Annotated in this window: 14 protein-coding genes; 9 read left to right on the forward strand and 5 right to left on the reverse strand. The window is 70.1% G+C overall.

Annotation, left to right across the window (positions count from 1 at the left end; genetic code table 11):
* Window positions 1–12: 12 nt before the first annotated feature.
* From JOM49_RS18815 to JOM49_RS18835, 5 genes are all read left to right on the forward strand, one after another.
* Window positions 13–1,002: a branched-chain amino acid ABC transporter permease gene (locus tag JOM49_RS18815; protein ID WP_245370560.1), complete on the forward strand. Its 990-nt coding sequence runs from the start codon at window positions 13–15 to the stop codon at window positions 1,000–1,002.
* Window positions 999–2,123 carry a branched-chain amino acid ABC transporter permease gene (locus tag JOM49_RS18820; protein ID WP_209665596.1) on the forward strand — a complete coding sequence of 375 codons (1,125 nt, stop codon included), beginning with the start codon at window positions 999–1,001 and terminating at the stop codon, window positions 2,121–2,123. The genes JOM49_RS18815 and JOM49_RS18820 overlap by 4 nt, the downstream gene beginning before the upstream one ends.
* Entirely contained in the window at window positions 2,123–3,076 is a 954-nt protein-coding gene (locus JOM49_RS18825; protein ID WP_209665597.1) for an ABC transporter ATP-binding protein, read from the forward strand. The genes JOM49_RS18820 and JOM49_RS18825 overlap by 1 nt, the downstream gene beginning before the upstream one ends.
* Window positions 3,063–3,776: an ABC transporter ATP-binding protein gene (locus JOM49_RS18830; RefSeq protein WP_209665598.1), complete on the forward strand. Its 714-nt coding sequence runs from the start codon at window positions 3,063–3,065 to the stop codon at window positions 3,774–3,776. Before JOM49_RS18825 ends, JOM49_RS18830 begins: the two co-directional genes overlap by 14 nt.
* 181 nt (window positions 3,777–3,957) lie before the next feature.
* Window positions 3,958–4,737, forward strand: a complete 780-nt coding sequence (locus tag JOM49_RS18835; protein ID WP_308158786.1) for a prolyl oligopeptidase family serine peptidase — start codon at window positions 3,958–3,960, stop codon at window positions 4,735–4,737.
* On the opposite strand, the gene JOM49_RS18840 is transcribed toward JOM49_RS18835, so the two are convergent.
* Together JOM49_RS18840 and JOM49_RS18845 are read right to left on the reverse strand one after the other, a co-directional pair.
* Entirely contained in the window at window positions 4,715–5,674 is a 960-nt protein-coding gene (locus tag JOM49_RS18840) for a LysR family transcriptional regulator (RefSeq protein WP_209665599.1), read from the reverse strand. The two genes, JOM49_RS18835 and JOM49_RS18840, sit on opposite strands and share 23 nt — an antisense overlap.
* Window positions 5,675–5,680: 6 nt before the next feature.
* A complete protein-coding gene (locus JOM49_RS18845; protein ID WP_209671323.1) occupies window positions 5,681–6,085 on the reverse strand; it encodes a PaaI family thioesterase in 405 nt (134 codons plus the stop codon).
* Between the two features lie 78 nt (window positions 6,086–6,163).
* Here JOM49_RS18845 and polA point away from each other — a divergent pair, with 78 nt between their 5' ends.
* The 4 genes from polA to JOM49_RS18860 all read left to right on the forward strand — a co-directional run bounded on the left by polA (window position 6,164) and on the right by JOM49_RS18860 (window position 10,494).
* Window positions 6,164–8,878 (forward strand): DNA polymerase I, encoded by a 2,715-nt coding sequence (gene polA / locus JOM49_RS18850; protein ID WP_209665600.1) that lies wholly within the window; start codon window positions 6,164–6,166, stop codon window positions 8,876–8,878.
* A 138-nt stretch (window positions 8,879–9,016) separates the two neighbouring features.
* The gene (locus tag JOM49_RS18855) at window positions 9,017–9,439 is read left to right on the forward strand and encodes a helix-turn-helix domain-containing protein (RefSeq protein WP_209665601.1); all 423 of its coding nucleotides are present in this window, start codon (window positions 9,017–9,019) and stop codon (window positions 9,437–9,439) included.
* 182 nt (window positions 9,440–9,621) lie between these two features.
* Entirely contained in the window at window positions 9,622–9,822 is a 201-nt protein-coding gene (locus JOM49_RS44355; protein WP_372444036.1) for a VOC family protein, read from the forward strand.
* A 72-nt stretch (window positions 9,823–9,894) separates the two neighbouring features.
* Window positions 9,895–10,494, forward strand: coding sequence for a Rossmann-fold NAD(P)-binding domain-containing protein (locus JOM49_RS18860; RefSeq protein WP_245369374.1), 600 nt, complete (start codon window positions 9,895–9,897; stop codon window positions 10,492–10,494).
* A gap of 2 nt (window positions 10,495–10,496) precedes the next feature.
* Here the strand turns inward: JOM49_RS18860 and JOM49_RS18865 are convergent, their stop codons facing one another.
* From JOM49_RS18865 to JOM49_RS18875, 3 genes are read right to left on the reverse strand one after another with little or no spacing between them, the layout of a single operon-like run.
* Window positions 10,497–11,075: a TetR/AcrR family transcriptional regulator gene (locus tag JOM49_RS18865; protein ID WP_209665602.1), complete on the reverse strand. Its 579-nt coding sequence runs from the start codon at window positions 11,073–11,075 to the stop codon at window positions 10,497–10,499.
* A complete protein-coding gene (locus JOM49_RS18870; RefSeq protein WP_209665603.1) occupies window positions 11,072–12,967 on the reverse strand; it encodes a YhgE/Pip family protein in 1,896 nt (631 codons plus the stop codon). Before JOM49_RS18870 ends, JOM49_RS18865 begins: the two co-directional genes overlap by 4 nt.
* The gene (locus JOM49_RS18875) at window positions 12,964–13,638 is read right to left on the reverse strand and encodes an ABC transporter ATP-binding protein (protein WP_209665604.1); all 675 of its coding nucleotides are present in this window, start codon (window positions 13,636–13,638) and stop codon (window positions 12,964–12,966) included. The genes JOM49_RS18870 and JOM49_RS18875 overlap by 4 nt, the downstream gene beginning before the upstream one ends.
* Window positions 13,639–13,724 lie beyond the last annotated feature (86 nt).

The following is a 13,724-nucleotide window of genomic DNA, read 5'->3' on the forward strand; positions in this document are numbered from 1 at the left end:
CACGCACTACCGCTGTTCCTCGCCCAAGAGGACAGCTGGATCAAGTTCGACCTCGGCGCGCTGGGTGACCAGTTCTGGAACAGCACCGTCGAGGGACTTTCGCAGGGCAGCATCTACGCGCTGGTGGCGCTGGGCTACACCCTGGTCTACGGCGTGCTGAAGCTGATCAACTTCGCGCATTCGGAAGTGTTCATCTACGGCGCCTACGCCACCTGGTTCGTCTTCTACGGCCTCGGCTTCCGCCCCGGCGCCACGCCGGACCTGCCGGTGATGGAGCTGATCGGGTTCGTCCTGCTGGCACTGGTCGCCGCGATGGCGGTGTCCGGTGGCACGGCGGTGGCCCTGGAAAGAGTGGCTTACCGGCCACTGCGGAAGAAGGGCGCGCCCCGGCTGGTCTTCCTGATCACCGCGATCGGCGCCTCCTTCGTGCTCCAGCAGCTGATCTTCATCTGGCGCGGCGGCAACGCCGAGCAGGCGATCCGGCTGCTGCGCCCGCAGGAGGTCTTCGAGCTCTTCGGCGCCAGCGTCACCAACATCACGATCATCATCGTGGTCGCCTCGATCCTGATGATGGTCGGCATTGACATGTTCGTGAACCGCAGCCGCCTCGGCCGCGGTATCCGCGCGGTCGCGCAGGACCCGGACACCGCCACGCTGATGGGCGTGAACAAGGAACGGGTCATCGTGCTGACCTTCCTCATCGGCGGCCTGCTCGCCGGTGCCGCGGCGTTGCTGTACATGATGAAGAACCCGCAGGGCGCCTCCTACCAGGGCGGCTTCCTGCTCGGGATCAAGGCGTTCACCGCCGCCGTGCTCGGCGGTATCGGCAACCTGCGCGGCGCGCTGCTCGGCGGCCTGCTGCTCGGCTTGGCCGAGAACTACGGGCAGTCGCTGTTCGGCGGTGAATGGCGCGACGTGGTCGCGTTCGTCCTGCTGGTGCTGATCCTGATGTTCCGTCCCACCGGCATCCTCGGTGAGTCTCTCGGGAAGGCACGGGTATGACAACGCCAAACACCGCAAGCCGCCGCTCGTTGGGCGAGTGGTGGAGCAACCTTTCCCGGCCGCAGCAGTGGCTCGTGCTCATCCCGGTGGTGGCGCTGGTCTACCTGCTGCCGGTGCTGAACCCGCCGATCATCTCCACCGAACCCGGGTTCGACTTCCAGATCGCGATGTTCGAGGTCGCCCGCTACGCGCTGGTGGCCATCGGCCTGAACGTGGTGGTCGGCCAGGCCGGCCTGCTGGACCTGGGCTACATCGGCTTCTTCGCCATCGGCGCCTACGTGGCCGCGCTGTTCACCAGCCCGGACTCGCCGCTGCAGAAGCTGCCGTTCCTGGCGGTGATCCCACTGGCCATGGCGATCACCATGGTCTTCGGCATCATCCTGGGCACCCCGACACTGCGACTACGCGGTGACTACCTGGCGATCGTGACGCTGGGCTTCGGCGAGATCGTCCGCCTGGTGGCGGACAACGTCGACCCGCTGCGCGGCCAGTCCGGGTTCCAGGGCGTCGGGCACCCGCCGGGCACCAACGACGAGGGCGGCGCGCTGTTCAACAACACCGACGGCACGCCGTGGTACTGGCTGACCGTCACGGTGATCATCGCGGTGCTGTTCCTGGTCGGGAACCTGGAGCGCAGCCGCGTCGGCCGCGCCTGGATCGCCATCCGCGACGACGAGGACGCGGCGTCGATCATGGGCGTGAACACGTTCAAGTTCAAGATCTGGGCGTTCGTCATCGGCGCGGCGATCGGCGGGCTCTCGGGCGCGCTCTACGCCGGGCAGATCGGCTTCGTGAACAACCAGAAGTTCGACGTGGTGACCTCGATGCTCTTCCTCGCCGCGGTGATCCTGGGCGGGTCGGGCAACAAGGTCGGCGTCATCCTCGGCGCGGTGGTGGTCGCCTACGTGCCGCTGCGCTTCCTGGTGATCGCCGAGTACAAGTTCCTGATCTTCGGCGTGGCGCTGATCGTGCTGATGATCTTCCGCCCGCAGGGCCTGCTCGGCGCGCGCCAGCGACTGCTGACCTACGGCAGATTGGCGTACCAGCGCCTGCTGGGCAAGGGTGAGCAGGTGTCGAGCGACACCGCGCTGGTGACCGAGAAGAACGGAGGGGCGCGCTGATGACCACACCGGAGAACCCCTCGGGCGCCCCACGGAACGGTGACACCGGTCCGGAGGTCGTCGCCGAAGGCGGGATCGTCGCCGAACTGGAGCACATGACGGTCGAGGAGCGGGCCGCGCACGACGCGGAGGTCGCCGAGGTCGTCGCCCCGGACCGCGAGATCGCCGTCGACGTCGGCGAGACCCTGCTGGAGCTGAACGAACTGACCGTGCGCTTCGGCGGTCTGGTCGCGCTGGACAGCGTCTCGTTCACCATCAAGCGCGGTGAGATCCTCGGCCTGATCGGGCCGAACGGCGCGGGCAAGACCACCTGCTTCAACGCGATGACGGGGGTCTACCGGCCGACCTCGGGCCAGGTGCTGCTGGAGGACAAGCCGCTGGGCAAGGTCTCCAAGCACGGCATCACCCAGCTCGGGATCGCCAGGACCTTCCAGAACATCCGGCTGTTCACCGAGATGACCGCGCTGGAAAACGTGGTCGTCGGCACCGACGCCCGGCACCGCACCAGCGTGCTCGGCGCGCTGCTGCGCCTTCCCCGCCACTTCAAGGAGGAGAAGGCCGCGGTGGAGCGGGCGATGGCGCTGCTGGAGTTCGTCGGCATCGCCGACCGCGCCGCGGACAAGGCGAGGAACCTGCCGTACGGCTACCAGCGTCGCCTGGAGATCGCCCGTGCGCTGGCCACCGAGCCGAAGCTGCTGTGCCTCGACGAGCCCGCCGCCGGGTTCAACCCCCAGGAGAAGGAAGAGCTCATGGGGTTGATCAAGAAGATCCGCGACGACGGCTACACCGTGCTGCTCATCGAGCACGACATGAAGCTGGTCATGGGCGTCACCGACCGGATCGTGGTGCTGGAGTTCGGCAAGAAGATCGCGGACGGCAGCCCCGCCGAGATCAGGGACAACCCCGCGGTGATCGCGGCGTATCTGGGGGTGCCAGACGATGACGTTGCTTGAGCTCTCCGGAGTGTCCGTCCACTACGGACGGATCAAGGCGGTGTCGGAGCTGACGCTGACCGTGGCCGAGGGGGAGATCGTCACCCTCATCGGCGCGAACGGGGCCGGCAAGTCCACCACCATGCGCGCGATCTCGGGGATCCGGCCGCTCTCGGCCGGGTCGATCTCCTTCGCCGGTGAGGACATCACCAAGCTGCGGGCCGACCTCCGGGTGGTCCGCGGCATCTCGCAGGCGCCGGAAGGCCGGGGGATCTTCCCCGGCATGACGGTGATGGAGAACCTGGACATGGGCGCCTACGCCCGCAAGGACCGGAAGAACCTGCAGCCGGACCTGGACCGGGTATTCGAGCTGTTCCCGCGGCTGGCGGAGCGGAAGACGCAGACCGGCGGCACGATGTCCGGTGGCGAGCAGCAGATGCTCGCGATCGGGCGCGCGCTGATGGCCAAGCCGAAGCTGCTGCTGCTGGACGAGCCCTCGATGGGGCTGGCCCCGCAGTTCATCCAGCAGATCTTCCGGATCATCACCGAGATCAACAAGCAGGGCACCACGGTGCTGCTGGTCGAGCAGAACGCCCAGCAGGCGCTTTCGCGCGCGCACCGGGCGTACGTGCTGGAGACCGGGCGGATCACCAAGACCGGCTCCGGGAAGGAACTGCTGGCCGACCCGTCGGTCAAGGAGGCCTACCTGGGCGTGGGCTGAGCCCCGTCGGTTGATTGCCAGGAGTGGGGCATTACTTGCGTTCATTGCAAGTAATGCCCCACTCATAGCATTGGGGGTACAACGGGTGGTTGTGGCTGGGGCTCGAAGGGCTGTTGGACCCTTGGTCTCGCAGGCTGTTTCCTATATGTAGCAAGGGAAACAGTGAAGGAGAACGAAGATCGTGACTACGTCGAACCTGGTCCAGGGTGTGGCTGCCGGAGTGCCGTTCGTGGCGTTGCCGCCCGCCACGGAGGCGCCGGCGCCGCTGGTGGTGACCTGGCACCTGATGGAGCCGCCCGCTTCGGAGGCGGCGATGGCCGAGGCGGTGCCGATGCACGGGCTCGCCGCCTGGCGGGTCTACTTCGGACTCCCGATGTCCGGCGCCCGGCTGCCCGAGGGCGGGTACGAGGAGTTCTACCGGCGCGCGGGCGAGGACTACGTGCTCCAGGTGATGGAGCCGGTGACCGGGCAGGCGGCGGCCGAGTTCCCGGCCGCGGTCGCCGAGCTGCGGCAGCGGTTCGCCATCGCGGACGGCCCGATCGGCGTCGCGGGTGGTTCGGCCGGGTCGACGGTGGCGCTGGAGGTGCTGGCGCGCGCCGAAGTGCCGATCGCGGCGGCCGCGGTGGTCAGCCCGGTGGTGCAGCTGGCGCCGGCGGTCGGCCGCAACGAGCGCTTCTACGGTTCGGCCTACCCGTGGACCGATCGCTCGCGCGCGGTCGCCGACCACTACGACTACGTCAACCGCGCGAGCGAGCTGAAGGCCGAGTTGCTGCTCGTGGTCGGCGAGGCCGACGACGTGGCGTTCCGCGAGCCGTCGGCGGCGCTGGCGGGGGTGCTCGGCGAGCGGTCCAAGCTGGTCACGGTGCCCGGGATGGGCCACAGCCTGACCGAAGCGGACGAGCACGCGGCCGCGGTCGACGCCGAGTTCACCGCGTGGTTCAGCGACCGCCTGCGGGGATGACGGTGCTTTCGGGGACCCAGTCGCGCTCCGGGTCGTAGGCGCACCAGCCCTCCTTCCGGCTGAGCTGGCTCAGCAGCTTGAGCAGCCGGATCAGGGCGGGTGGCTCACCACCGCGGCGCCACACCACCGACCACGGGTAGCGCGGCGACGGCGCGAACGGCAGCCGCCGCAGGTTCAGGTCGGCCGCCAGCTCCATGTCGGCCCCGGCCAGCGTCACCCGCGGTTTGCCGAAGCGGGTCTGCTCCAGGGTGTGCCGCAGGTCGAAGCTGACGCCGGAATCGTCGATCGGCACCGACCAGCCGCCGAAGCAGGCCCGCAGGAACTCGCGGAACTCACCGGGACCGGCCAGCGAAGGCAGCCAGACGCCCTCCTCGCGCAGATCCTCCACGCGGATCGCGTCACCGTCGGCGAGGTGGTGCTCCGGCGGCAGCAAGGCGATCAGCGGTTCCAGCCGGATCAGGCGCTGCGCCAGTCCGGCGGGCAGCTGCTGACCCGGTGCGCCCGCCCAGCCGAAGGCCAGGTCGAGCTCACCGGCGAGCAGCGGGTCGAAGCTGTGCACCAGCCCGCGCCGGGTGCTGCGTTCGACGCGGAGGTCGGGATCGGCCATCGCGCACCGGCGCAGCACGAACAACGGCGAGAGCCGGTGGTCGATCACGTCGACCCGCAGGTGCGGTTGTGCGCCGGTGGCCGCGGTGACCGCCTCGTCGTTCAGCCGGACCAGTTCGCGGGCCGACGGCAGGAACCGGCTGCCCGCCTCGGTCAGCTCGACGCCGCGGTTGGTGCGCCGGAACAACGCGCCGGGCAGCGCCTCCTCCAGCTTGCCGATGCGCTTGGACAGCGCCTGCTGGGTGAGGAACAGGCTCTGCGCGGCCCGGGTGAAGTTCCGGTGCTCGGCGACCGCGACGAACGCGCGCACCTGCCCCAGGTCGAGGTCCACCGCGGGTCAGGCGCCCGGCGGACGCTCCCGCACCGCGCAGGTCAGCCGGGCCGTGCAGGTCCGCTTGCCGGACTCGTCGGTGAGCACGATCTCCACGGTGATGGTGCTGCGGCCGACGTGCAGCGGCACCGCCACCCCGGTGACCAGCCCTTCCCGGACGCCGCGGTGGTGTGTGCACGAAAGTTCGAGGCCCACGGCCGCGCGCTCCGGCCCGGCGTTGACCGCGGCGACGGTGGAGCCGAGCGCCTCCGCCAGCACCGCGTTCGCGCCGCCGTGCAGCAGGCCGTACGGCTGGAGGTTGCCCTCGACCGGGATCGTGCCGACGACCCGCTCCGGGGTCACTTCCAGCAGCTTCATCCCCACCTTGTCGTTGAGCTGCTGCTCGGCCCAGCGTGGATCGATCCGGAACATCTCGGCGGTGATCGCCGCCCCCTGGTCGGGCACCCGTGCCTCCTTAGAGTGTCGGGGTCTCACCCTAGACTCGCTCCCGTGAGCCCAGCCGAGAACACCCAAGTAGTGAACGACACACCCCGCCTGCTGCTCATCGACGGGCATTCGATGGCCTACCGCGCCTTCTTCGCGGTACCCGCCGACCGGTTCCGCACCACCACCGGCCAGGTCACCAACGCGGTGTTCGGGTTCACCTCGATGCTGATCAACCTGCTGCGCGACGAGCAGCCGACACACCTGGCGGTGGCCTTCGACCTGTCCCGCCAGACCTTCCGCTCGGAGGCCTACGCCGAGTACAAGGCGGGCCGCTCGGCCACCCCGGACGACTTCAAGGGGCAGGTGGCGCTGGTCAAGGACGTGCTCGGGGTGCTGGGCATCCCGATCCTGACCAAGGAGAACTACGAGGCCGACGACATCATCGCCACGCTCACCACGCAGTCGGAGGCGCTCGGCTACCAGGTCCTCATCTGCACCGGCGACCGCGACGCCCTGCAGCTGGTGACCGACTCGGTCACCGTGCTCTACCCGCGCAAGGGCGTGTCCGACCTGGTCCGGTTCGACCCGGCGGCGGTGTCGGAGAAGTACGGGCTCACCCCGGCGCAGTACCCCGACTTCGCCGCGCTGCGTGGCGACCCCTCGGACAACCTGCCCGGCATCCCCGGGGTGGGGGAGAAGACCGCGACGAAGTGGATCCAGCAGTTCGGCTCGCTCAACGAGCTGATCGACCGGGTCGACGAGGTGAAGGGCAAGGCGGGTGACGCGCTGCGCGCCCACCTCAGCTCCGTCGCGCTGAACCGGCAGCTCACCGAGCTGGTGCGCGAGGTGCCGCTGGAAGCCGGTCCGGCCGAGCTGGAGCTCAAGCCGTGGGACCGCGACGCGGTGCACCGGCTGTTCGACGAGCTGGAGTTCCGCGTCCTGCGTGACCGCCTGTTCGCCACCCTGTCCAGCTCCGAGCCGGAGGCCGACGAGGGCTTCGAGGTCACCGGGGCCGCGCTGGAGCCGGGGCAGATCTCCGCGTGGCTGGCCGAGCACGCGCCCGCCGGCACCGTCACCGGGCTCTCCTTCCGCACCACCGGCGCCTCCGTGGCCGCCGACGTGCAGTCCATCGCCTTCGCCGCCGAGGACGGCGCCGGTGCCTACCTCGATCTGTCCACTTTGGACGAAGCCGACGAGAAGGTGCTGGTGGCCTGGCTCGCCGACGAGAAGGCGGGCAAGAGCGGGCACGCGCTGAAGGTGGCCGTGCACGCGCTGCTCGCCCGCGGCTGGCGCCTGGCCGGGCTGCGCACCGACACCGAGCTGGCCGCCTACCTGGTCCGCCCCGGTCAGCGCTCGTTCGAACTGGACGACCTGACCCTGCGCTACCTCAGCCGTGAGCTGCGTTCCGACGCCGACGAAGGCGACGGCCAGCTCTCCTTGCTCGACGGGGCCGAGGGTGCCGACGCCAAGATCGTGCAGGCCGAGCTGGTGCGGGCGCGGGCGATCGCCGAGCTGACCGGCGCGCTGCACGAGGAACTCGCCAAGATGAACGGCACCAAGCTGCTCGACGAGATCGAGCTGCCGCTGTTCGAGGTGATCAACGAGCTGGAGGCCGCGGGCATCGCGGTCGACATCGAGCAGCTCACCGAACTCGAATCGCACTACGCGAACCGGGTGCACCAGGCCGCCGAGGCGGCCTACGAGGTGATCGGCAAGCAGATCAACCTCGGCTCGCCGAAGCAGTTGCAGGTGGTGCTCTTCGACGAGCTGGAGATGCCGAAGACCAAGCGCACCAAGACCGGCTACACCACCGACGCCGACGCGCTGCAGACGTTGTTCGAGAAGACCGAACACCCGTTCCTGCAGCACCTGCTCGAACACCGCGACGCCACCCGCCTGCGCACCACGGTGGAGGGGCTGATCAAGGCGATCGCGGACGACCGGCGCATCCACACCACGCTGTACCAGACCATCGCGGCCACCGGGCGGCTCTCGTCCACCGAGCCGAACCTGCAGAACATCCCGATCCGCACCGAGGAGGGCCGCCGCATCCGCGACGCCTTCGTCGTCGGCGAGGGCTACACCGACCTGATGACCGCGGACTACAGCCAGATCGAGATGCGGATCATGGCGCACCTGTCCGAGGACGCGGCGCTGATCGAGTCCTTCCAGTCCGGCTTCGACTTCCACGCGGCCACCGCGGCGAAGGTCTTCGGCGTGGAGCCCGGCGAGGTGACGGGTGCGCAGCGGGCCAAGATCAAGGCGATGAACTACGGCCTGGCCTACGGGCTGTCGGCCTACGGGCTGTCCGCGCAGTTGCGCATCTCCACCGAAGAGGCGCGCGGGCTGATGGACGACTACTTCGCCGGATTCGGCGGGGTGCGCGACTACCTGCAGTCCGTGGTGGTCGAGGCGGGCAAGGTCGGGTACACCGAGACCATCTTCGGCCGCCGCCGCTACCTGCCCGACCTCAACAGCGACAACCGCCAGCGCCGCGAGATGGCCGAGCGGATGGCGCTCAACGCCCCGATCCAGGGCAGCGCGGCGGACATCATCAAGGTCGCCATGCTCAACGTGCACCGGGGCCTGACCGAGGCGAAGCTGCGCAGCCGGGTCCTGCTGCAGGTGCACGACGAACTCGTGATCGAGGTCGCCGACGGTGAGCACGACGAGCTGGAAGCCCTGGTGCGCAAGGAAATGGGCGCCGCGTACGAACTGGCCGTGCCACTCGAGGTCTCGGTCGGGTACGGCCGCTCCTGGAACGACGCAGCGCATTGATCTTTGGCCTCGCCTCCGGCGAGGCAGGCGAGGTCGCTTTTGAGCCGGTCATCGGAGCGGGGCACACCGTGCCGCTGGGCGGCCCGTCGCACCCCACTCCGATGACCGGCGCGACCTCGCGGGGTTGGAGGAGGGCAAGTGACAGCGCGTGTCGAAGCATTGGGGCACCTTCGCCGGGCGAAGGACGAGATCGACGCGCGTTACGCCGAATCGCTCGACGTGGACCAGCTCGCCAAGGTGGCGGGCTGGTCCCGTGAGCACTTCACCCGCACCTTCGCCGCCGCCTTCGGGGAGACGCCGGGCGCGTACTTGGCACGGCGGCGGATCGAGCGTGCCCAGGACCTGCTCCGCTCGGCCAACCTGACGGTGACCGAAGTGTGCCTCCTGGTGGGCTATTCGAGTCTCGGCACGTTCAGCCGCCGCTTCACCGAGATCACCGGCCTGAGCCCCACCGCCTACCGCGCCCGCTCGCGGCGTGACGCACCGCCGCCGATCCCTGGCTGCTACTTGATGATGTGGACCAGGCCATCGGCGTACGAAAAGGACGTCACTCCCGGATAAGCCATCCGGCCGTCTCCGCGGCTAGCGTGCAGCCACTGACGCGCCCCCCTTTTTTCACCGCCCCACGCCGCGAGGTCGCAGCCCGGTGACCGGCTCAAGAGCGACCTCGCCCGCCGTGCCGGAGGCGCGGCCGAAGATGCCGAGAAGCAGTTGCGGGAGTTGATCGCCAAGGGCGTGCTGGGATGGGCGTGTTCGACACCGAGGACTGCCGTGGCACCTTCGAGGTGTGGTCCGCGCGGGGCGTGAACTTCCTCCAGGAACCCGCTGACCGTCCGTACGGAGTGGAGTGTGTGTTCCGCGATGACTCCGGGAACTGGTTCAGTCTCACCGAGCGACGGGAGTTCGACCCGGGGCAGGAGTGGGGGCTCTGTGTGGACGGTTGAGCGCGTTCGGCGGAGCCGAACAAGCCTTTCGCCGGACGGCAAGGTCTTCCGCACGCGAGTAGCGTGGCTCCCATGGTGCTGAGGAAGGCGCTGATCCTGGGCGGTACCGGCATGCTGGCCGGTGTCGCGGAAGCCTTGACCGGTGACGGCTGGCTGGTGGTCCTGCCGAGCAGGCGCTACAGCCCGGTCGGCCGCCGTCCGCCCGAGCCGGGGATCGCCGCCCGGATGTCGATGGGCGCGCGCGGGCACCGGCCGCAGGGCGGCACGGCGACGCTGGGCCGGGCCATCTGGGTCGAGGCGCAATGGGAACGGCCACGCGAACTGGCGGCGAAGGCGGAAGCGGCGCTCGGCGGACCGGCGGACCTGCTGGTGGCCTGGGTGCACGATTCCTACCGCCGGGCGGTGATGGGCGTGGTGGAGCCGCTCCTGCGCCCGGAGGCCCCGGTGGTGGAGGTGCGGGAAGCCGCGTCGGTCCGGGCGGGTGAGCCGGAGTCGGTGCTCGTCGCGCACCCCACGCAGCAGGTGCGCCTCGGCGCCATCTCCGAGCAGACGGGCAGGCCGCTCAACCACGCGGAAACCGCCGCCGGCGTGCTCGAAGCGGTGAGCCGGGCGCTGGAGGGCAAGCCGACGCTGGTGCACCAGATCGGCCACAACCGCCCCTACGTGCGCTGAGCTCAGCGCGCCAGGCCGCGGATCAGCACCATCACCGACTCGCGGACCTCGGCACGGCTGCGCTGGCGCTGGAACACCTGCCAGTCCAGGGCGACCACCAGCAGCGTGCCGAACAACCCGGCCGCGGCCGTGGGGATCTGCACCCCCTCGGGCAGCCGCCCCGCGTCGGCCACGCGCTGCAGTTGTTCCTTGACGATGGAGATGATCTCCTCGCGCAGCAGCGACAGCGTCTCGTGCCACTGGCCCGGCGTCCGCCACATCTCGCTGACCAGGATCTGCGAGAAGCCGGGGTACTCCGCGATGAACCCCAGCGCGCTGTCCACCTGGGACTCCAGCGCCTCCACCGGGTCGGCCGGGGACGCGGCGGCCCGCAGCCGGTCGGCGAGCTGGCCGACGCCGTAGCGCAGCAGCGCGTCGATCAGCCCGTCCTTGCTGCCGAAGTTGTAGTACACGGTGCCCTTGGCCACCCCGGCCTCGGCCGCGATCTCGTCCACGGTCAGCCCGACCAGCCCGCGGTCGGTGGCCAGCTTCAGGGTGGCCTCGAACAGCCTGCGCCGGGTGGCGTCGGCCCTGGCGCTCACAGGCTCAGCTCCGGCTTCAGCTGCGACACCGTCCACATGCGACGCTTGCTGGCCGCGTACGACGAGACCGCCAGCGCGCCGGCCAGGTAGGCGGCCAGCACCCCGATGTCGCCGAGGATCTGCAGTGAGGCCCCGGTGTAGAGCAGGTGCCGGAACCCGTCGATGGCGTACCCCATGGGCAACACGATATGCAACGGGTACAGCGCGTCCGGGATGGTCTGCCACGGGAACGTGCCGCCCGCGCTGACCAGCTGCAGCACCAGCAGCACCAGCCCGAGGAACTTGCCGACCGCGCCGAACAGCGCGTTGAGCGCGTGCACGATCGCGGTGAACGACAACGACACCAGCACCGCGAAGCCGATCGCGCCCAGCGGGTGCGCCACGTGGATGCCGACCAGCCAGGTCACCGCGCCGAACAGCACCAGCACCTGCGCGATGCCGAGCAGGGCCGAGGCCAGCCAGCCGCCGAACGCCACCCGCACCGGTGACGCGCCCGCGGTCAGCGCACGGGTGGACAGCGGCCGCAGCAGCAGGAACAGCACGAACGCGCCGATCCAGGTGGCCAGCGAGATGAAGAACGGGGCCAGCCCGGCGCCGTAGGTGCCCGCCGAGGCCACGCCGACCGAGTTCACCGCGACCGGGTCGGCGATGGTGTTCGCGGTGGCCTGGCGGGTCGGGTCGTCGGGGTTCGGGATCTCCTGCAACCCGGCGCCGAGGCCGTCGCGGAGCTGGTTCGCGCCATCGCGGAGCTGCGTGCTGCCCTTGAGTGCGTCCTGCTCGCCGGTGGCCAGCTTCGACGAGCCGTCGACGAGCTGCTGGGCGCCGTCCGCGGCCTTGCCGATGCCGTTGACCAGCGTGGGTGCCGAGGAGGCGAGCTGGGCCGCGCCCTCCGAAACCTGCCTGGCGCCGTCGGCGAGCTTGCTCAGGTCGCTGTTCGCCTGCTGGATCTTGGAGTTCGCCTCGTCGACCGGCTGGCGCAGCTGGCCGAGCACGCTCAGCGCGTGCTGCACCTCGTCCTCGCTCAGCCCGCCGTCGCGCAGCGTCTGCGCCAGCTTGCCGTTCACGTTGTCCAGCGAGGTCTGGAGATCGCTCGACGCGCCCGCGGCCACCTGCGCGGCGGAGGCGACCTTCGCGTTGCCCGCGGCGACCTGGCTCGCGCCGTCGGCGAGCTGCTGCGACTTCGACGGCAGTTGCGCGGTGCTCTCGCGCAGCGTGTTGAGGCCGGTCGAGAGCTGCGTGCTGCCGGTGGAGAGCTGGCTCGCGCCGTCCGCCAGCTGCTGCTGCCCGGTGACCAGCTGCCCGGCGCCGTCGGCGAGCTGGGTCGCCCCGCGCGAGGCCTCCTCGATCTTGCCGTAGATGGTGGAGAAGCCGACCAGGAACCGGCCCGCCGCCTCGCTGCCCACCTTCTCCGCGATCGTCGCGCGCACCTGCTCGGCGACCTGGTCGGCGATCGTGCCGGACAGGTAGTTGTTCGCGTCGTTGGTGGTCAGCGTGATCGTCGCCTGCTGCGGCTGGAAGTTGCCGGTGGACAGCAGCGCGGTGGAGAACTCGCGGGGGATGGTGATGGCGAAGGAGTACCGGTCGTCGCGCACCCCGGCCTGCGCGTCCTCCGCGGAGACCTCGTGCCACTGGAAGGTGCCGGAGCCGACCAGCTCGTCGGTCACCTCGCGGCCCACGTTGCGCGGGGTGCCCTCGCTGTCGGTCGCGCCGGTGTCGGCGGAGACCACCGCCGCGGGCAACTTGTTCAGCCTGCCGTACGGGTCGTAGTTCGCGTAGAGGTAGAAGGAGGCGTAGAGCAGCGGGACCAGCACGAGCGCCAGCACCGCCAGCTTGGGCAGCTTCCCGGCGGTCAGCCTCCGCAGTTCGTTGAGGGCGATCCGGACGCTGCTCACTGCTGTTCTCCTTCGTCTTCTTCCGGTTCCGGCAGCGGCGCGCACTGCTCCGGCTCGGGCTGCTCCAGCTCACCGGCCCGCGCGGGCGGGAACGGCAGGGCCGAGATCGGCGTGGTGGCGCTCAGCACGATCACCGCGAGGCCGCGTTCGGCGTGTTCGCGGGCGAGTGCCGACCAGCTGCCGACGTCACTGGTGTGCCGGTCGGGCGTGTCCAGGACGAGCAGTTCCACGCCTTCGCGGCTCGCGGCGAGCGCGGTGAGCAGGCGGGTGCGCAGCGTCGGTTCGAGGTTCTCGAAGCGGGTGTCGGCGAACGGGCCGGCGTCGTTCGCCGCCAGCCACCGCCGGACGTCCAGTTTGGACGACGGGCGGTGCGCCAGCGCCAACTCCTCGCCGACGACCACGCCCAGGCTCAGCGCGCCGTCCGGCTCGCTGACGCCGGGCGCGTCGACCACCGCCGAAACCTCGCGCAGCTTGCCGTCGGTGACCGCGCCGGTGACCGTGCCGGTGGCCGGCTTCAGCCGCCCGGCCAGCGCCAGCCCGAACGCGGTCAGCCCGGCCCCCGGTTCGCCGTGCAGCACCGCCAGCTGCCCGGCGGCGACGGTCAACGAGGTGGGCGGCAACAAGGTGCCGTGCGGTCCGGTGACGGACACGCGATCGGCGTGAACCTGCACGGGGGCTCCCGGTATTTGAACTGACTGGTCAGTTCAAAAGTAGGTCCGGAGCTGGGAGCGGGCAAGCCGAAACGGCCGGAACAGCC

This window comes from Amycolatopsis magusensis (assembly GCF_017875555.1).
Taxonomy (GTDB): domain Bacteria; phylum Actinomycetota; class Actinomycetes; order Mycobacteriales; family Pseudonocardiaceae; genus Amycolatopsis; species Amycolatopsis magusensis.